Origin of the sequence: Mycobacterium sp. 852002-51613_SCH5001154 (assembly GCF_001667425.1) — a bacterium.
In the GTDB taxonomy this organism is placed as follows: domain Bacteria; phylum Actinomycetota; class Actinomycetes; order Mycobacteriales; family Mycobacteriaceae; genus Mycobacterium.
Window position 1 is genome coordinate 38,865 of record NZ_LZII01000002.1, and the last position, 18,538, is coordinate 57,402.

Annotated in this window: 17 protein-coding genes; 10 read left to right on the plus strand and 7 right to left on the minus strand. The window is 69.7% G+C overall.

The window, feature by feature from the left end; translation table 11 throughout:
- The first annotated feature begins 17 nt into the window (after positions 1-17).
- The 3 genes from A5750_RS00175 to A5750_RS00185 are packed head-to-tail and all read left to right on the plus strand — an operon-like array spanning position 18 to position 2,944.
- Positions 18-1,562 (plus strand): FAD-binding protein, encoded by a 1,545-nt coding sequence (locus A5750_RS00175; protein WP_066949837.1) that lies wholly within the window; start codon positions 18-20, stop codon positions 1,560-1,562.
- A gap of 17 nt (positions 1,563-1,579) precedes the next feature.
- Positions 1,580-2,392: a biotin--[acetyl-CoA-carboxylase] ligase gene (locus tag A5750_RS00180; protein WP_066949840.1), complete on the plus strand. Its 813-nt coding sequence runs from the start codon at positions 1,580-1,582 to the stop codon at positions 2,390-2,392.
- Between the two features lie 33 nt (positions 2,393-2,425).
- Positions 2,426-2,944, plus strand: coding sequence for a PH domain-containing protein (locus tag A5750_RS00185; RefSeq protein WP_066949936.1), 519 nt, complete (start codon positions 2,426-2,428; stop codon positions 2,942-2,944).
- On the opposite strand, the gene A5750_RS00190 is transcribed toward A5750_RS00185, so the two are convergent.
- Positions 2,899-3,558 (minus strand): GtrA family protein, encoded by a 660-nt coding sequence (locus tag A5750_RS00190; protein ID WP_067260483.1) that lies wholly within the window; start codon positions 3,556-3,558, stop codon positions 2,899-2,901. The two genes, A5750_RS00185 and A5750_RS00190, sit on opposite strands and share 46 nt — an antisense overlap.
- A gap of 97 nt (positions 3,559-3,655) precedes the next feature.
- Between A5750_RS00190 and A5750_RS00195 the strand changes: the two genes are divergently transcribed.
- The 6 genes from A5750_RS00195 (at position 3,656) to A5750_RS00220 (ending at position 9,939) form a co-directional block, all read left to right on the plus strand.
- On the plus strand, positions 3,656-4,885 hold the full coding sequence (locus A5750_RS00195) for a 5-(carboxyamino)imidazole ribonucleotide synthase (protein WP_197505308.1): 1,230 nt from the start codon (positions 3,656-3,658) through the stop codon (positions 4,883-4,885).
- Complete coding sequence (purE, locus tag A5750_RS00200; protein ID WP_156659307.1) at positions 4,878-5,390, plus strand: 5-(carboxyamino)imidazole ribonucleotide mutase; 513 nt, start codon at positions 4,878-4,880, stop codon at positions 5,388-5,390. The genes A5750_RS00195 and purE overlap by 8 nt, the downstream gene beginning before the upstream one ends.
- A gap of 14 nt (positions 5,391-5,404) precedes the next feature.
- Positions 5,405-6,574, plus strand: coding sequence for an acyl-CoA dehydrogenase (locus tag A5750_RS00205; RefSeq protein ID WP_067260485.1), 1,170 nt, complete (start codon positions 5,405-5,407; stop codon positions 6,572-6,574).
- A gap of 133 nt (positions 6,575-6,707) precedes the next feature.
- Positions 6,708-7,904, plus strand: coding sequence for a PP2C family protein-serine/threonine phosphatase (locus A5750_RS00210; RefSeq protein ID WP_067260487.1), 1,197 nt, complete (start codon positions 6,708-6,710; stop codon positions 7,902-7,904).
- Between the two features lie 71 nt (positions 7,905-7,975).
- A complete protein-coding gene (locus A5750_RS00215; RefSeq protein ID WP_082959012.1) occupies positions 7,976-9,502 on the plus strand; it encodes a CHASE3 domain-containing protein in 1,527 nt (508 codons plus the stop codon).
- Positions 9,499-9,939 (plus strand): response regulator, encoded by a 441-nt coding sequence (locus A5750_RS00220; RefSeq protein ID WP_067260491.1) that lies wholly within the window; start codon positions 9,499-9,501, stop codon positions 9,937-9,939. The genes A5750_RS00215 and A5750_RS00220 overlap by 4 nt, the downstream gene beginning before the upstream one ends.
- Before the next feature lie 2 nt (positions 9,940-9,941).
- Here A5750_RS00220 and A5750_RS00225 read toward each other — a convergent pair whose 3' ends face one another.
- Together A5750_RS00225 and A5750_RS00230 are read right to left on the minus strand one after the other, a co-directional pair.
- Complete coding sequence (locus A5750_RS00225; protein ID WP_067260494.1) at positions 9,942-11,123, minus strand: CoA transferase; 1,182 nt, start codon at positions 11,121-11,123, stop codon at positions 9,942-9,944.
- A 13-nt stretch (positions 11,124-11,136) separates the two neighbouring features.
- The gene (locus A5750_RS00230) at positions 11,137-12,051 is read right to left on the minus strand and encodes a class I SAM-dependent methyltransferase (RefSeq protein ID WP_067260495.1); all 915 of its coding nucleotides are present in this window, start codon (positions 12,049-12,051) and stop codon (positions 11,137-11,139) included.
- 115 nt (positions 12,052-12,166) lie between these two features.
- On the opposite strand from A5750_RS00230, the gene A5750_RS00235 reads away from it, so the two are divergent.
- Positions 12,167-13,807: an AMP-binding protein gene (locus tag A5750_RS00235; protein ID WP_067260497.1), complete on the plus strand. Its 1,641-nt coding sequence runs from the start codon at positions 12,167-12,169 to the stop codon at positions 13,805-13,807.
- On the opposite strand, the gene ctpC is transcribed toward A5750_RS00235, so the two are convergent.
- From ctpC to A5750_RS00255, 4 genes are all read right to left on the minus strand, one after another.
- Entirely contained in the window at positions 13,754-15,928 is a 2,175-nt protein-coding gene (gene ctpC, locus A5750_RS00240) for a manganese-exporting P-type ATPase CtpC (protein ID WP_067260499.1), read from the minus strand. The two genes, A5750_RS00235 and ctpC, sit on opposite strands and share 54 nt — an antisense overlap.
- Before the next feature lie 11 nt (positions 15,929-15,939).
- Positions 15,940-16,221: a DUF1490 family protein gene (locus tag A5750_RS00245; protein WP_066949897.1), complete on the minus strand. Its 282-nt coding sequence runs from the start codon at positions 16,219-16,221 to the stop codon at positions 15,940-15,942.
- Positions 16,222-16,311: 90 nt separating this feature from the next.
- On the minus strand, positions 16,312-17,028 hold the full coding sequence (locus A5750_RS00250; protein WP_197505309.1) for a TIGR03089 family protein: 717 nt from the start codon (positions 17,026-17,028) through the stop codon (positions 16,312-16,314).
- Complete coding sequence (locus tag A5750_RS00255) at positions 17,016-18,488, minus strand: LCP family protein (RefSeq protein WP_067260502.1); 1,473 nt, start codon at positions 18,486-18,488, stop codon at positions 17,016-17,018. The genes A5750_RS00250 and A5750_RS00255 overlap by 13 nt, the downstream gene beginning before the upstream one ends.
- Positions 18,489-18,538 lie beyond the last annotated feature (50 nt).

An 18,538-nucleotide genomic window follows, 5' to 3' on the forward strand; every position in this document is an offset into this window, starting at 1 on the left:
CGGGCTAGTCTCCGCTGATGGACTGGGCGACCGAATGCGATCTGCTGGTCGCGGGATCGGGCGGTGGCGGGGTCACCGGTGCCTACACCGCGGCGCGCGAAGGCCTGGACGTGTTGCTGGTGGAGGCGACGTCGAAATTCGGCGGGACCACCGCCTACTCCGGTGGGGGCGGCGTCTGGTTCCCGTGCAACCCGGTGCTGGTGCGAGCCGGAGTTGACGACACCATCGAGGACGCGCTCACCTACTACCACGCCGTCGTCGGTGACCGCACCCCCCGTGAACTGCAGGAAACCTATGTCCGCGGCGGCGCCCGGCTGATCGAGTACCTGGAAGCCGACCCCCTGCTGAAGTTCGTGCCGTTGCCCTGGCCGGACTACTACGGCAAAGCGCCGAAGGCGCGGCTGGACGGCCAGCGCCACATCGCCGCGAAGCCCTGGAAGGTGGCCGCCGCCCCCGAACTGCGGGAGGTCATCCGCGGGCCGCTGGACACCGACCGGCTCGGGGCGGAACCGCCCGCCGACTACTACCTCGGGGGTCGCGCGCTGATCGCGCGGTTCCTCAAGGCGATCGAGCAGTATCCGACGGCCTCGCTGCGGCGTGACACCGCACTGGTCGAGTTGGTGATGTCCGGAGGGGCGGTGACGGGCGCGATCGTCGAGAGCGACGGTGAGCGCCGCGCGATCCGGAGCCGGCTGGGGGTGCTGCTGGCCGCCGGCGGCTTCGAGAACAGCGAGGAGCTGCGGCGCAGATACGGGGTACCGGGCGCGGCCCGAGACACCATGGGCGGCCCGGGGAGCCGGGGGCTGGCGCTGCAGGCCGGCATCGCCGCGGGCGCTGACACCGACCTGCTGGATCAGGCGTGGTGGTCGCCGGGCATGACCCACCCGGACGGCCGGTCCGCCTTCGCGCTGTGGTTCACCGGTGGCATCTTCGTGAACCAGGACGGCAACCGGTTCGTCAACGAGTCCCGCGCATACGACCGGGCCGGCCGCGAGATCATCGCGCAGCTGCAGGACGGGTCAATCACGTTGCCGTACTGGATGATCTACGACGACGCCGACGGCGAGGTGCCGCCGGTGAAGGCGGCCAACGTCTCCATCGTCGAGACGGAGCGCTACGTCGCCGCCGGCCTGTGGCACTCCGCGGACACCCTGGAGGAACTGGCCGACAAGATCGGTGTTCCGGGCCGGCAGCTGGCGGCAACTGTGGCCCGGTTCAACGGTTTTGCCGCGTCCGGCGTCGACGAGGACTTCGGCAGGGGCGACGAGGCTTTCGACCGTGCGTTCTCGGGGGGCGCCTCGCCCCTGGTGCCCATCGATCGCCCGCCATATCACGCCGCGGCTTTCGGCATTTCGGATCTGGGCACCAAGGGCGGCCTGCGCACCGACACCGCCGCCCGCGTGCTCGACACTTCCGGCAAGCCCATCCCCGGCTTGTACGCCGCCGGCAACACGATGGCCGCGCCCAGCGGCACCGCCTATCCCGGCGGCGGCAACCCGATCGGAACCAGCATGCTGTTCAGCCACCTGGCTGTCCTGGACATGAGCCACCGGCGCCGCTGAGTTCTACGCTGGGTCCGGTGACAGACCGAGACCAGCTCAGGGCACCGCTGGACCAGGCCGCGCTGCGCGCCGAACTGATCGGCACCGGACTGGGCTGGCGGCGACTCGACGTCGTCGAACAGACCGGCTCCACGAACGCCGACCTGCTCGAGCGAGCGGCGTCAGGGACCGACGTGGCCGGGGCGGTGCTGATCGCCGAGCACCAGACGGCGGGCCGCGGGCGACACGGCCGCAGCTGGTCGGCCACCCCGCGGACCCAGATCACGATGTCGGTCGGCGTCAGCATCGTCGACGTGCCGACCGCCGGCTGGGGCTGGTTGCCCCTGGCCACCGGGGTGGCGGTGGTCGACACGGTGGCCCCGCTGCTCGGCGGGGTTCCGGTGGGGCTCAAGTGGCCCAACGACGTGCTGGCGGGCGCCCCCGAATCCCCGGGCAAGCTCGCCGGCATCCTCGCCGAGGTGGCCCGTCCGGTGGTGGTGATCGGTCTGGGACTCAACGTGTTTCAGGCGCCCGACGGCATCGAGGGGGCCACCTCGATGCTCGACCTCGGTGTGCAGGCTCCCGACCGCACCCTGCTGGTGTGCGGGCTGTTGTCCGAGCTCGGCCGGCGGATCGTGGCGTGGCGCGCCGCGCGCGGGGCGGACTGGGCGCTGGCGGCCGACTACCGGGCGCGCAGCCTGACCATCGGCCACCGGGTGCGGGCCCACCTGCCCGGCGGCAAGGAAGTGGTCGGGGACGCGACCGCCGTCGACGACCAGGGCAGGCTGTGCATCGACACCGGGGGAGAGACCGTCGTCGTCTCGGCGGGCGACGTGGTGCATTTGCGCTAGTTGTCCGGCCCCGCGCGGCTAATGTCGGCGGGCATGAGCTACCCGGATAACGTCCTGGCCGCGGGCGAGCAGGTTATCGTCCACCGCCACCCGCACTGGAAGCGGTTGATCTGGCCCGTCGTGGCCCTGCTGTTGGCGACCGCCCTGGCGGCGTTCGGATCGGGATACCTGAACTCGACGCATTGGGGTCAGCTGGCCAAGAACATCATCTATGGCGTCATCTGGGGCATCTGGCTGGTGATCGTCGGCTGGCTGACGCTGTGGCCGTTCCTGAGCTGGCTGACCACTCATTTCGTCGTGACGAACCGGCGGGTGATGTTTCGGCACGGGGTGCTCACCCGCACCGGAATCGATATCCCCCTGGCACGGATCAACAGCGTGGAATTCCGCGATCGGATCACCGAGCGAATGTTTCGCACCGGGACGCTGATTATCGAATCGGCGTCACAGGATCCGTTGGAGTTCTATGACATTCCGCGCCTGCGCGAGGTGCACGCGCTGCTGTATCACGAAGTCTTCGACACTTTGGGTTCGGAGGAATCGCCCAGCTGACCCCACCGGCCGGCCCGGTTGCGCCAGGTGCGCAGCGGAGTGACGTTCCCGCCCTCGATCTCGTCCTCGAGCATCTCGGCGATGCCGCCGGCGGTGAGGGCGGATTCCAGTGCCTTGTCGGGATTGCGCGCGAACTCGTCGGGAAACACCCAGCGCCGGAACGCCCAGAAGCGGAAGGCCATCTGCAGCAGGTTGCCGATGATGTAGGCCGAGATGAAGTCGGCGATGTTTTCCACGGTCAGCGAGACCATCGGCTCCCGCAGCTGCAGGACGTAGCTGGAGAACCACAGCGGCGCCATGGACAGCAGCACCCCCACGCCGCTGAAGGCGAAGAACAGCAGCGCCTCGTGGTGCCGTTCCCGGCCGCCGCGATCGCGGAAGCTCCACTCGCGGTTCAACACGTAGGAGGCGATCACCGCGACGATGCCGGCGATGACCTTCGCGGTGACCGGCTTGGAGTCCAGAATTGTCAGCTTCAGGGTGTAGAAAATCGCCGAGTCGATCACGAACGTGGTGCCGCCGACGATGGCGAATTTGATCAGCTCGTGGTGGCGCAGCAAATAGGGCTGAATAAACCCGGGCATGCGCTCGATTGCGGCGTCGGCGAAGGGCACAAGTGGTCAGTGTACGGACGGACACAAAATCGACGCAAAATCGTACATAACGATTCGGTGTCACCGCCGGTCAACACGCCGCCCGCGCCGTGACACCATGATGGCCGTGCCGAGTACACGCCCGCCCAGGGTCGCCCCCGCAGTAGCGCCGTTGGTCGCCATGGTCGGCGGCGGCCAGCTTGCCCGGATGACCCATCAGGCCGCGATCGCCCTGGGGCAGACGCTGCGGGTGCTGGCGACCGCCGCCGACGAGCCGGCCGCGCAGGTCACCCCCGACGTCGTGATCGGTTCGCACACCGAGCTGGAAGACCTGCGCCGGGTCGCCGCCGGGGCCCACGTCCTGACGTTCGATCACGAGCATGTGCCGGGCGAGCTGCTGGACAAGCTGGTCGCCGAGGGCGTCAACGTCGCCCCGCCGCCGCAGGCGCTGGTGCACGCCCAGGACAAGCTGGTCATGCGCCGGAAGCTGGAGTCGCTGGGCGTTCCCGTGCCCAGCTACGCCGAAATCCGGAGCGTCGACGAACTCGATGCCTTCGCGCGGCGCATCGCCGGCCCCGTGGTCGTGAAAGCGGTGCGCGGTGGCTACGACGGGCGCGGGGTGCGGATGGCACGCGACCCGCTGCACGCCCGAGAGATCGCGGCCGACTTCCTGGCGGCTGAGGTGCCGGTGATGGCCGAGGAGCAGGTGAGTCTGCGCCGCGAGCTTTCGGCGCTGGTGGCGCGCTCACCGTTCGGCCAGGGCGCGGCGTGGCCGGTCGTCGAGACGGTGCAACAGGACGGGATCTGCGTGCAGGTGATCGCGCCCGCCCCCGGGCTGCCCGATAGCGTCGCGGCCGCCGCCCAGCAGCTGGCGTTGCGCCTGGCCGCCGAGCTGGGTGTGGTCGGGGTGTTCGCGGTCGAGCTGTTCGAGACCACCGACGGGGAGCTGCTCGTCAACGAGCTGGCGATGCGACCGCACAACTCCGGGCACTGGACCATGGACGGGGCGCGCACCAGTCAATTCGAACAGCACGTCCGCGCGGTGCTGGACTATCCGCTGGGCGACACCGACGCCATCGCGCCGGTGACGGTGATGGCCAACGTGCTCGGCGCCGCGGAGCGGCCCGCGATGACGATCGACGAGCGGTTGCACCACCTGTTCGCGCGGATGCCCGACGCCCGGGTGCACCTCTACGGCAAGGAGGAACGGCCCGGTCGCAAGGTCGGCCACGTCAATTTTCTGGGTACCGACATGGCGGAGGTGGCCGCGCTGCGGACGCGCGCCGAGTTGGCGGCACACTGGTTGTCGCACGGGCAGTGGACGGACGGATGGGATCCGCATGAGTGAGCCTCGCGTTGGCGTGATCATGGGCAGCGACAGCGACTGGTCGGTGATGTCCGACGCCGCGGCGGCGCTGGCCGAGTTCGACGTGCCGGCCGAGGTTCGGGTGGTCTCGGCGCATCGCACGCCCCAGGCGATGTTCGACTACGCGCGCGGCGCGGCCGACCGCGGCATCGAGGTGATCATCGCGGGCGCCGGCGGCGCCGCCCACCTGCCCGGGATGGTCGCGTCCGCGACGCCGCTGCCGGTGATCGGGGTGCCGGTTCCGCTGGCGCGCCTGGACGGCCTCGACTCGTTGCTGTCGATCGTGCAGATGCCTGCCGGCGTCCCGGTGGCCACGGTCTCGATCGGCGGCGCGCGCAACGCGGGCCTGCTCGCGGTGCGCATCCTCGGCTCGTCCGACCCGGCGCTGCGGGCCCGCCTCGTCGAGTTCCAAGGCCAGCTGGCCGACAGCGTGCGCGCCAAGGATGAGGCGCTGCAGCAGCTGCACGGTAAAGTTACCGGCGAGTAGCAAGGAGGCTTGAGATGGCTGGTTGGGCCGGAGACCCGTCGTTCGATTTGTTCCAGTTGCCCGAGGAGCACCAGGAGCTGAGGGCGGCGATCCGCGCGCTGGCGGAGAAGGAGATCGCGCCGCACGCCGCCGACGTGGACGAGAATTCGCGCTTCCCGGACGAGGCGCTTCAGGCGCTCAACGCGTCCGGCTTCAACGCGGTCCACGTCCCCGAGGAGTACGGCGGCCAGGGTGCGGATTCCGTCGCGGCGTGCATCGTGATCGAGGAGGTCGCCCGCGTCGACGCCTCGGCCTCGCTGATCCCCGCGGTGAACAAGCTGGGCACCATGGGGCTGATCCTGCGGGGCTCCGACGAGCTGAAGAAGCAGGTGCTGCCGTCCATCGCCGACGGCACCGCGATGGCGTCCTACGCACTTTCCGAGCGGGAAGCCGGCAGCGATGCGGCCTCGATGCGCACGCGGGCCAAGGCCGACGGCGACGACTGGATTCTCAACGGCGCCAAGTGCTGGATCACCAACGGCGGCAAGTCGAGCTGGTACACCGTCATGGCGGTCACCGACCCGAACAAGGGCGCCAATGGCATCTCCTCGTTCATGGTGCACGCCGACGACGAGGGGTTCACCGTCGGGCCCAAAGAGAAGAAGCTCGGCATCAAGGGCTCCCCGACCACCGAGCTGTACTTCGAGAACTGCCGCATCCCCGGCGACCGGATCATCGGTGAGCCGGGCACCGGCTTCAAGACCGCGCTGGCGACGCTGGACCACACCCGCCCCACCATCGGCGCCCAGGCGGTCGGCATCGCGCAGGGCGCGCTGGACGCCGCCATCGCTTACACCAAGGACCGCAAGCAGTTCGGCAACCCGGTCAGCGACAACCAGGGTGTGCAGTTCATGCTCGCCGACATGGCCATGAAGCTGGAGTCGGCCCGGCTGATGGTCTACCACGCGGCCGCCCGCGCAGAACGCGGTGAATCCAACCTGGGCTTCATCTCCGCGGCGTCCAAGTGCTGGGCGTCGGACGTCGCGATGGAGGTGACCACCGACGCGGTGCAACTCTTCGGCGGCGCCGGCTACACCGTCGACTTCCCGGTCGAGCGGATGATGCGCGACGCCAAGATCACCCAGATCTACGAGGGCACGAATCAGATTCAGCGCGTTGTCATGTCGCGGGCGCTGCTGCGCTGAACGCGACACTAGCATCACTCAGGGCAGCCATTCGGGGTGGTGGGGCCACACGTAGAGTCGTGCGAATGGGTCTGACCGTGGGGGTCTCAGTGAACGGCCTGGCGCCGTCTGCGCGCGCCCGGATGACCGGGAAATGATGCCCGTGCGCGCTCCAGTGACCCCGCCGGCGAACTGGCAGTCGTTCTCGTTGCTATTGGTCGAGGACGACCGCGCCGATGCGGTGCTGGTGGAAGACCTGATCGCCGATGCGGTCGCCGATATCCGGGTGGTGTGGGCGCAGTCGATGGCCCACGCCGAGCGCGAACTCGCCTCCGCCCGGCCCGACTGCGTGCTGCTGGACCTACACCTGCCCGACGCCAACGGCATGGACGCGCTGGACCGCATCGCCAAGCACGACGCCACCGTTCCCATCGTCGTGCTGACCGGGCTGAACGACGAGTACTTCGGCGCCTCGGCGGTCGCCGCCGGTGCCCAGGACTACCTGGTGAAGGGCCGGGTCGAGCCCGAGATGCTGCGGCGCGCGCTGCTGTACGCGATCGAGCGCAAGCGCGCCGAGCTGATCGCCGCCGACCTGCACGCGACCCAGCTGCGGGCCCGGGAGAACGCCCTGCTGGAGCGCGGCCTGCTGCCCTCCCCGCTGCTGCTGGACAACCCGGGCGTCGACATCGTCGCGCGGTACCGGCCGAGCCGCGAGGACGCGCTGCTGTGCGGCGACTTCTACGACGTGGTCCAGACGCCCGACCGGGTCGTTCACGTCCTGATCGGCGACGTCGCGGGGCACGGGCCGCACGAGGCCGCCCTGGGCGCGGCGCTGCGCATCGCCTTCCGCGCGCTCACGTTCGCCGGCGTGCACGGAGTCGAGCTGATGCGGCAGCTCGAGCGGGTGCTGCACTCCGAGCGAACGGGCACAGGCGTTTTCGCGACCGTGCTCAGCCTGGAGATCCCGGCCGATAGCTCGCGCATCACCGTCATCCGCGCCGGTCACCCCGGGATGCTGTTGCAGCGCGGCGGAACGGTCGAGTGGGTGGAGCCGCCGGGAGGTCCGGCACTGGGCCTGCGCGCCGACGACGACTGGCCCCGCTATGAGATGGAGTTTCCCGCGGGCCACGGCCTGCTGCTGCTGACCGACGGTCTGTTCGAGGGATATTCGGGACAAGGCACCCAGCGCCTCGGCGAGGACGGTCTGCTCGAGCTGGCCCGGTCGCACGCGAACCGGCCGGGCCCGGAGTTCGTCGATGCGCTCATCGACGGCGCCCAGGAACTCGCCCAGTCGCACGGCGGGCTCACCGACGACATCGCCGTGCTGCGGGTCGAACGGACCACCCCGTGACCCCGAGGTCGCGCCGCCTGCCCCTGTCGCAGCTCACCGTGCGTGGCTGGCAGGCCCTCGTCCTGGTCAGCATGGGCGTGATGGTGCTCGCCGGCGCACTCGTCGGCGCGCTGTTGCTGGACCGCACCGATCAGATGACGCGCGACCTCCTCGACAACATCCAGCCGGCGCGCGTGGCGGCCTTCCAGCTGCAGGCCGCGCTGCGCGACCAGGAGACGGGCATGCGGGGCTACCTGATCGCCGGGGACCGGCAATTCCTCACGCCGTACTACGACGGGCAGCACGCCGAACACGCTGCGGTGGAAGAGATCCGGCGCCGCCTGAGCGAGCGCCCGGACCTCATCGGCGACCTGGACGCGATCGAGAACGCCGCGGCCAAGTGGCGGGCGAGCTATGCCGAACCGGTCATCGGCACCGTCATGCCGAACGGCAAGAACGTCACGAGCAAACCGTCGGCGGAGCGCGGCAAAGCCGAATTCGACCATTTGCGAACGCTTTTCGATAGCCAGAACGCGAACCTGTCCGCCGCGCGGACGGCCGCCGCGGACGAACTCAAACGCGTCGATGCCTGGCGCGACAGGGCGTTCGGTGCCATGGTGTTGCTGTTCTTCGTCACGGCCGGGCTGCTGGGGTTCCTGATCCGAGATACGGTCGCGCGCCCGCTCGCCGCGCTGGCCACCGCGTGCCGGCGGATCACCGAGGGCAACTTCGAGGAAAGCATCTCACCGCCGAAGCGGCCCAAAGACATCCGCGACATGGCGATCAACATGGAGAACATGCGCAAGCGCATGGTCGACGAGCTCGAGACAACGCGTGCGGCCCAGGCGCAGCTGGACGAGCAGGCCGCCGAATTGCGCCGGTCCAACACCGAACTCGAGCAGTTCGCCTACGTCGCATCGCACGACCTGCAGGAGCCGCTGCGCAAGGTCGCCTCGTTCTGCCAGCTACTGGAGCGGCGATACGGCGACAAGCTCGACGAGCGCGGGATCGAATACATCGGATTCGCGGTCGACGGCGCCAAACGGATGCAGGCCCTGATCAACGACCTGCTCACCTTCTCGCGCGTCGGCCGGCTGGGCGCCACCGAGACCGACGTCGACCTCGACACGGCGCTGGACTCCGGCCTGGCCAACCTGTCCACCGCGGTCGAAGAGTCGGACGCCGAAATCGTGCGCCCCGACGCGCTCCCGCGGATCAAGGGCGACCCCATGCTGCTGACGATGCTATGGCAGAACCTGATCGGCAACGCGGTGAAGTTCCGGCACAAAGACCGCCGGCCCCGCGTCGTCATCGAGTGCGCGCCGGGCACCGGCGTCCACGACGGCGAATGGGTGATCACCGTGTCGGACAACGGCATCGGTATCCCGGTCGAGTTCGCCGACAAGGTCTTCGTCATTTTCCAACGCCTGCACGGCCGCGACGTGTACGCCGGGACCGGCGTCGGCCTCGCGTTGGTCAAGAAGATCGTCGAGCATCATGGCGGCACCATCCGGATCGACCCGACCCGCACCGACGGGACGCGGTTCGAGTTCACGCTGCCCATGCCCCAGCCCGCCGGTGAAGCAGACTCAGACGCTTTGGAAGGAGCGCATCAATGACATCAGAAGGCAGAGCGATCGACATTCTGCTCGTCGAGGACGACCCGGGGGACGAGCTCATCACGCGAGAAGCCTTCGAGCACAACAAACTCAAGAACCGGCTCCACGTGGCGCACGACGGAGAGGAAGGCCTCGACTACCTCTACCGCCGCGGCAAGTTCGAGGATGCGCCGCGGCCCGACCTCATCCTGCTGGACCTGAACCTGCCCAAGTACGACGGCCGCCAGCTGCTGGAGAAGGTCAAGTCCGACCCGGACCTGGCCCGCATCCCGGTCGTCGTGCTCACCACCTCCTCGGCCGAGGAGGACGTCCTGCGCAGCTACAAGCTGCACGCCAACGCCTACGTCACCAAGCCGGTCGACCTGGACCAGTTCATGAAGGCGGTCCGGCAGATCGACGAGTTCTTCGTCCAGGTGGTGCGCCTGCCCAGCCTGTAAGGCTATGGCGCCGTGAGGAACTCGTCATTGTGCTGCCCGGGCGCGGGCGGGGGATCGGTGACCACCGCGTCGAAGCCCGCGTAGCGCGCCGGCATGCGGACCACCGTGACCGCGTCGCCGCCGGTGCCCACCCGCAAGGCGAGCTCGTTCTCCCCGAACAGCGGGGTGTCCACCACCTGCTTCCAGGTGTAGGCCAGGCAGGCCATCAGGCCACCTTCCTGAAGCAGCTCAACCCATTCGGCCGCCGTCTTGGCGGCCAGCGCCGACTCGAGTTCTTCGGTCAACTCGTGGTAATTCATTGCCCGCGAACGCTGATCGATGAACCGCTCGTCGGTCAGCAGGTCCGGCCGCCCGATGATCTGGCACAGCTTCGCCCAATGCTTTGGCACATACGCGCTGATCACCAGGTACCCGTCGGCGGCCTTGAACGCGTCGGAGGGTTGGGTCGCGAAGCCAACTCCCTTGCGCTTCTTCGGCTTCGGTGTGGCGTCGGGCTTGGCAGCCTCGCTGGGTTTGTTCAGATGAATCGTGAGCTGACTGGCCTGCAAGTTGACCGCCACGTCGTACATGGCGACGCTCACCACGTCGGCCACGCCGTGGCGCTCCCGGTTGAGCAGCGCGGCCAGCACCGCCTGGGCCAGCACGTGACCGCTGGCGGCGTCGACGAGCTGGAAGGGGATGATCTGCGGTTTGCCGGTCGGTGTCGGCATCCCGGTGGTCATGCCCGACTCGGCTGCGACCATCAGATCGACGCCCGGCCTGCTGCCGTGCGGGCCGTTGCCGCCATAGGCCGACAGCCGCGCGTAGACCAGCCGGGGGTTGCGGGCGCGCAACTCGTCGGGGCCCAGGCCCATCCGTTCCATCACGCCGGGGCGGAACCCTTCCAGCACGACGTCGGCGTCATCGACCAGCCGCAGGATCTGTTGCTTGGCTTCGTCGTTCGTGAGGTCGACGGCCACCGACTTCTTGCCCCGGTTGTGCGGCAGAAACAGCGTGGGCAGCGGCGGACGCCCGGGCAGGACCGCGGTGATCTGCCGGGCCGCCTCACCCAGGGGCGCCTCGACCTTGATCACCTCGGCGCCCAGGTCGGCCAGCACCTGGCCGGCCAGCGGCCCGGCGATGTTCTGGGTGAAATCGAGTACCCGGAACCCGTCAAGCGGCTTGGCGGGCGTGCTGTCTGCCATGGGTGGCCTTCCGTCAACGGGCCGTGTGCAACTCCGCGATGCAGTAGTAGTTCTCGGCGAACGGCGCACCGGCTTCGGTGCGCTGCAAAGGTAACCCGTTGTCGGCCAACAACTGATTCAGGGGTGTGCGAACCGGGCGCCAGCCCCGCCGCTCCAGATACGTCGCCGCGTCGTTGCGCTCGCCGGGGAACCCCAGGTCGCCGAGCGCAATGTCCAGGCCGTTCTCCCGCCACTTCTCGCTGGCGGCGTTCAGGGCGTCCCCGTTGTCGCCGGAGTTGCTGAAGATCTCGGCCACCAGCCGGCTCCCGTCGGCGCTGAGCGCGGTGATGTCGTCGAGCAACCGGTCCTGTGCCTCGGGCGGCAGGAAGCCGAGCAGGCCCTCGGCGGCCCAGGCGGCCGGCCGCCCGGTGTCGAAGCCGGCCTCGCGCAGCGCCGACGGCCAATCGTGGCGCAGGTCGATGGGCACGGCCCGAACCTCGGCGGTGGGCCGGGCGCCCAGCTCGGCGATGGTCGCCGTCTTGAATTCGATGACTTGCGGTTGGTCGATCTCGAACACCGTGGTGCCCGCCGCCCACGGCAGCCGGTAGGCGCGCGCGTCCAGGCCCGAGGCCAGGATGACGACCTGGCGGATGCCCGTCGCACCCGCCTCGGCGAAGAACGCGTCGATGTAGCGCGTGCGGGCGGCCAGCATGTCGGTCATGCGTTGCATGCCCCACGGGGCGCCGGGCTCGTCGACGTCGGCCGAGCTCAATTCGCCGGCGGCCCACCGCGTCATGAAATCGACGCCGACGGCGCGCACCAGGGGCTCGGCGAACGAGTCGTCGATCAGGCCGTCGCGGGTGGCCCGGGCCCGTCCGGCTGCCACCATGGTGGCGGTGGCCCCCACGCTCGTGGCCAGGTCCCAGCTGTCGTTGTCGGTGCGCGTCATCGGCAATGCCCTTTCCGTCTAGTCGTTAACCAGAGTAACGATGGTGACGAAAGACCCCTGTCGCAGTGGCGTTGCGCCCTTATTCCCGGGCGGGGCCCGGCGGCAGCATCGACGTGTGGAACCTCTTCGGCGCGCGGGCTTGGAAGCCCGGTCGCTCTTTCTCTATGTTCGGTCCGGGGGATTGGGGTGGCTACCGCCCGGGCGGATCGTGCCGGCGCTGCGCGCCCTCAAACGCTACGGCCTGCTGGGGGCGGCGCCGGCGATCGCCGCCGGGCGAGACCGTGACGGGGTGGCGCTGATCGACGAGCGCGGGCCCCTGACGTTCGGTGAGCTGGACGAGCGGACCAACGCGTTGGCCAACGAGTGGCGGCGGCGCGGGCTCGGCCCGGGCGCCGGTGTGGCCATCCTGGCCGGCAACCACCGGGGGTTCCTGGAGGCCGTCTTCGCCGCCGGCAAGTGCGGCGCATTCGTCCTGCTGCTCAACACCGGCTTCGGGCGCACGCAGTTCGCCGAAACGCTGGCCCGCGAAGGCGCGGACCTGCTGGTCTACGACGAGGAGTACAGCGCCGTCGTCGGGGACGTCCGCCCGAGGCTGGGCCGGATCCGGGCCTGGACGGATACGCCCGCTCCCGACTCCCTGGACGCGCTGATCGAACGCGGGGATCCCCGCCCGCCGCCCTCGTCGGGTGGGCGGCCCAAGATTGTCATCTCGACCAGTGGGACGACGGGAACGCCGAAGGGCGCCGCGCGCTCCGAGCCCCACTCGCTGATACCGGTGGGCGGTCTGCTCGGCAAGGTGCCGTTCCGCGGCCGGGAAGTCACGGAATGCTGTGTGCCGCTTCTTCATTCGATGGGTTTCAGCCACGCGATGTATGCGATGGTGCTGGGCTCGACCCTGGTGCTGCGCCGCCACTTCGATGCCCGAGAGACGCTGGCCAGCGTGGCCGCGCATCGGGCCAGCGCCATGATCGTCGTGCCGATCATGTTGCGGCGCATCCTTGATCTGGGGCCGGCCGCCCTAGCCGAGCACGACCTGTCGTCGCTGCGCATCGTGTTCATCGGCGGTTCCCAGCTCGGTGGCGCGCTGGCCACCCGGGCGCTCGAGGCGCTCGGCCCCGTGGTCTACAACATGTATGGATCCACCGAGGTCGCCTACGCCACCATCGCCACGCCGGCCGACCTGACCGCCGCGCCCGGCTGCGTGGGTGCGGTGGTCCCGGGCTCGGTCGTCAAGATCTTCGGCGACGACGGCCGCGAGGTGCCGCCGGGGACGCCGGGGCGGATCTTCGTCGGCAACGTGCTGACCTTCGAGGGATATACCGATGGCGGCACCAAGGAGTCGGTTCAGGGCCTGATGTCCACCGGCGACATGGGCCATTTCGATTCCGACGGCAGGCTATTCATCGACGGGCGCGACGACGAGATGATCGTCTCTGGCGGTGAGAACGTCTACCCCGGCGAGGTCGAAGAGGCGCTCACGCAGCATCCCGGCATCCTCGACGCCGCCGTCGTCGGCGTCGACGACGAGGAGTTCGGGCAGCGGTTGCGCGCCTACCTCGTGCTCCGGCCGGGCGCGATGCTGACCGAGCACGAGGTCCGGGAATATGTGCGAAACCGGCTGGCGCGCTTCAAGATCCCGCGTGACGTGCTGTTCGTCGACGAGCTGCCGCGCAACGCGGGCGGCAAGGTGCTCAAGCGGGTGCTAGTCCAGCCGGTAGCGGATCAGCCGGGAGCTGTTGGCCACCACCGCGACTGACGACGCGTTGTGCAGGATCGCGGCCAGCACGGGGGATAGCGCACCGCCCGCGCCGATGATCAGCCCGGCGGCGTTCACGGCGATGGACATGCCGTAGTTCTCCCGGATGACGTCGACGGCCCGGGCGCCCAGGTCGCGCACGTCGAGCAGCCGGTGCAGGTCGTCGTTGGCCAGTGCCACGTCGGCGGTCTCGACGGCGACGTCGGTTCCGGCCAGGCCCATGGCGATCCCGATGTCGGCGGCCGCCAGCGCCGGGGCGTCGTTGATGCCGTCGCCGACCATGCCAACCACGTAGCCGTCGTTCTGCAGCCCGCGCACCACCTCGAGCTTGTCCTCCGGCATCACCTCGGCGCGCCACTCGTCGAGGCCCAGCTCCTCGGCGACCACCCGGGCGATGTCGGGATGGTCGCCGGTGAGCATGACGATGCGGCGGATACCGTTGTCCCGCAGCTGCTTCAGCACCTCGACCGCCTCGGTGCGCACCTCGTCGCGCAGGCTGATCAGTCCCACCAGCTTGCCGTCGACCGCGAGCAGCAGCGGGGTCTCGGCCTGGCGGCGCAGCCGGTCCACCCACTCCGACGCCTTCTTCGAGACCCGCACCTTTTCGGCGCGCAGCAGCCCGGGGCTGCCCAGCAGCAGGGTGCGGCCGTCGGCCCAGGTGCGCATGCCCAAACCCACCAGGACCTCGCACTCCTCGTGCGGCGGGATGGTGATGTGGCGTTCCTCGGTGGAGCGGATCACCGCCTCGGCCAGCGGATGGCGGGAGTGGATCTCCGAGCTGGCCGCGTAGGCCAATACCTGCTCGGGTTCCCAATCCTTGTGCAGGGCAATGATATTGGTGACGACGGGGCGGCCGACGGTGAGCGTCCCGGTCTTGTCGAACACGATCGCGTCGACCCGGCCGGCCTGCTCGAGGTGGGAGCCGCCCTTGATCAGGATGCCGCGGCGGGCGCCGTTGCCGATCGCGGCACTGATCGCGGTCGGGGTGGACAGGCCCACCGCGCAGGGGCACGCGATCAACAGCATGGTCATCGCGCGGCGCACATCACCGGTGACCGCCAGGGTGAGGGCCGACACGATGAACGAGGTGGGAACGAAACGGCGGGAGAAGTTTTCGCCCACGGTCTGGATGGGCGCGCGGTCGTGTTGGGCCTCCTCGACCCGGGTAATGATGCGCCCGATCGCCGTCTGGTTGCCGACGGCCTGCGCGCGCACCACCAGGCGCCCGCGCACCACGACCGACCCGGCGTGCACGTGCGCGCCGACCAGGACCGAGACGGGCAGGTTCTCGCCGGTGATCGCGGACTGGTTGACGATCGCCTCGCCGTCGGCCACCTCACCGTCCACCGGTATCGCGACGTGGTCGTGGATGATCACCTCGTCGCCGATCTGGACGCCGTCGATGGGGACCTGGACTTCGGCCCCATCGGTCAGCCGGATCCACGCCGTGTCCTGGCTGCCGCGCAGCAGTTCGGAAATCGCCCGGCGGGTCCGGCGCAGGGTGAGGTCTTGCAGGTACTCGCCGATGTTGAGCAGCCACAGCACCGTCAGCGCCACCACGTTCTCGCGCAGCACCAGGCTCGCCACCGTCGCCGCCGACACCAGGGCGTCGGTGCCGGCCCGGCCGGAGCGCAACGAGCGCAGCGCGCCGCGCAGGAACGGGTAGCCGGTGAGGATGGTGACGCCGGTGGCCAGAACCCGGCCGTTCGGGCCGAGCAGCGGCGGCCGGGCGAACACGTAGCGGCGCACGCCGAGCAGGGCCAGCGCGGCACCGCCGACGACCATCCGCAACACGTCGGTGTTGCGGATCTCCTCCGAATGCGGCGCGCGTGCGGGAATCAGCTCGGCGGCGACGTGTGCGGCGGAGCTGATCGCGCCCAGCACCGCGGCGCGGTCACAACGCCGGGGCGAATACCAGACGACGACGGATCCGGTGCGCGGGTAGGCGTGCACCACGCGCACGCCATCCTCGTTGGCGACGGCCTCCTCGATCGCCACCGCGCGCCGGGAGTCGCACCGCAGCCAGTCGACGGAAACCCGCATGCGCCCGGCCGCATCCGAAACGATTTGCAGCGCGGGGTCTTTCGAGCGGACCGGGTCCAGGGCGGTGGCGAGCGCCATCTGCGCGGGGATCAGTGGTCGTGCTGGTGGACGTCGGCGACGGCCGGCGTGGGCGCTTCCTCGCCGATGCGTTCGCGGGCTTCGGCCATGACGTCGGCGATCTTCAGGCGGGCGGACTCGGCGGCTTCCTCGGCCTTGCGCGTCCCGCGCAGCCCCAGCTCGGCAGCCGACACCGCGGTCTCGTGCAGCGGCGCCTTGGCCACGGCCTTGCGCACCACCTCGTAGGCCGTCACGCCGACCAGGCCGGTGACCACCGTCGATGCCGCCTTTGCCAAGAGCGCGTACCCCGCCATTGCCCGGACCTCCCTGTCGTCGTGGCGTCAGCTGATGCTCGCTCGACGTTAACATTGAAATATTGCGATATCAATATGTATCCGCCGCGTCTAGAGCACCCGGGTGACCTTTTCGGTCTCGATCCTGCGCTGCAACGCCGACGGGTCGGGATTGGCCACCTGCACCAGCGAGCCGCCGACGGCCAGGACCGCCAGCAGGCCGGTTACCAGCTCGCCGGGTTTCGACCACGCGGCGGTGGACAGCACCCGGTCGGCGGCCGTCAATTCCTTTGCGGCGGCGGCCCTTTGGCAGTCGGCCAGGACCTCGTCGACCGATCGGCCGGTCAGCGCCGGACCGGGATGGGGTTCGGCGACGATCTGGTCGCCGTGCACCCGTACGGCGGTCGCGTAGTCGGTGACTCCGATCGGCAGGTCGGGCGCCGAGCGGCCGAACGGGTCCAGCGACAGCACCGCCACCTCGCCGGCCCCGGTCTCGTCCGCCTCGTCCAGCCGCTCGGCGGTGCACATGGCGATGTCGGCCGGGCCCGATGCGAGCACGGCCTCGGCGCCGATCCACCACACCCCGAACAGCACGGCCGCGGTCTGCCAGTGCGCGGGCAGCAGGATCGCGACCCGGCTGCCCGGTCCGGCGCCGAGCTCGTCGCGTAACAGGTTGCCGGTCTTGGCCGCCCAGTTGGCCAGCGTCGCCGCCGACAGCTCGATGCGCTCGCCGGTCGCGTCGTCGTAGTAGGTGATGCGCGGGCCGACCGGGTCGGTCCGCAGCATCGGGTCGAGGATGGCGCCGGCGAGCGTGCTCAGTTGATGCACTCGGGCTTGTCGGAACCGGCGGTCAGGATCGGCGAGGGCGGCGGGACGTTCGGGTCGGCCGCCACCGCACCGACGTTGGACACCCGGGCGGGCAGCACCGACGCGGTGCCGGAAAGTCCGGAGCCGGGGCCGGTGTAGTCGTTGCCCAGCACCACCTTGACCGAGCCCGCCGCGACGGATGCATCGGCGACCACCGGCAGCCCGCCGAGCTCCTTGGCCACCTCCTGGGCCCCCAGGTCGTCGGTCTTGGCGGCCCGGACCTGGCTGCCCTTGACATGGCCGGCGTCGTTGTTGCCGACGGTACCTGCGCCAAATCCCTTGGCGGTCAACACCTGTGAGACCGCCGATGCCAGGCCGTTGATGTCGGTGTCGTTGATCACGCTGGCGGTGGTCTTCGCCGGGGTGTAGGCGATCTCCTCGGTCTTGCCCTGCTCCTGCTCGTGCAGTAGCCCATTGACCCAGTCCTGTACCTGATGCGGGTCCACCCGCACCACACTCTGCATGCCGTCGTCACTCCAGCCGGCCCCGTCCAGCACCGGGATGGTGGCGAACGCGACGTTGCCGCCCGCGAGCTTCTGCATCTGCTGGACGAAATCCATTACGTCCCAACCCTGAGAGATCACCACCGAGCGTTGCACCGCGGCCTCGAGGCGTCGCACGGTGGTGGGGCTCGACAGCGTCTTGCCGGAGATGACCCGGTGGGCCAGTGAGGCCATCACCACCTGCTGACGCACCACCCGGTCCAGGTCGCCGCGCGGCAACTCGTGGCGCTGACGGACGAAGCTGAGCGCCTCCGGCCCGTCCAGGCGTTGCGGGCCGGCCGGGAAGTCGGCGCCCGAAAGCGGTTCGAAAACCGGCTCTTTGAGGCAGACGTCCACGCCACCGAGCGCGTCGGTGATCAACGAGAAGCCGAGCAGCCCGATCTCGGCGTAGTGGTCGACGGTGACGCCGGTGAGGTCGGCGACGGTCTTGATCAGGGCCTCGCGCCCGGCCTCGGTGCCCTGCGCCGCGGCGTCCTCGGCCGAATCGCCGGCCTTGACCAGGCTGGTGCGCTTGGCCTCGCGGGTCTGGCCGTAGACGCCGTTGATCTTCGTCTTGCCCAGGCCGGGGGCCGCGACGTAGGAGTCGCGGGGGATCGAGATGGCCGTCGCCGACTTCCCGTTGTTGGGGATCCGGATCAGGATGATCGTGTCGGTGTTGGTCGCTTCCTCGTCGCCGGCCCGCAGGGCGGCCAGCTCCTCTTGGGACAGCGGGTTGCCGTGCGCGTCCGTGCGGCTGTCGAGGCCGACCAGCAGGATGTCGATCGCGCCGTCGTCGCCGCCCTTGCCGAGCGAGGGCGCGGACATGTGGAAGATGCCGTCCTCGAAGGACCGGACGTTGCTCCACGCGAGCCCGGTGCCCAGGACCACCACAAGGGTGAGCGCAATGGCAATCACACGAACCACACGTTGCACAGGCATCCCACTAGGTTACTTGCGGCACACCTGCTTCGCGGGTAACGAGCCCCCGC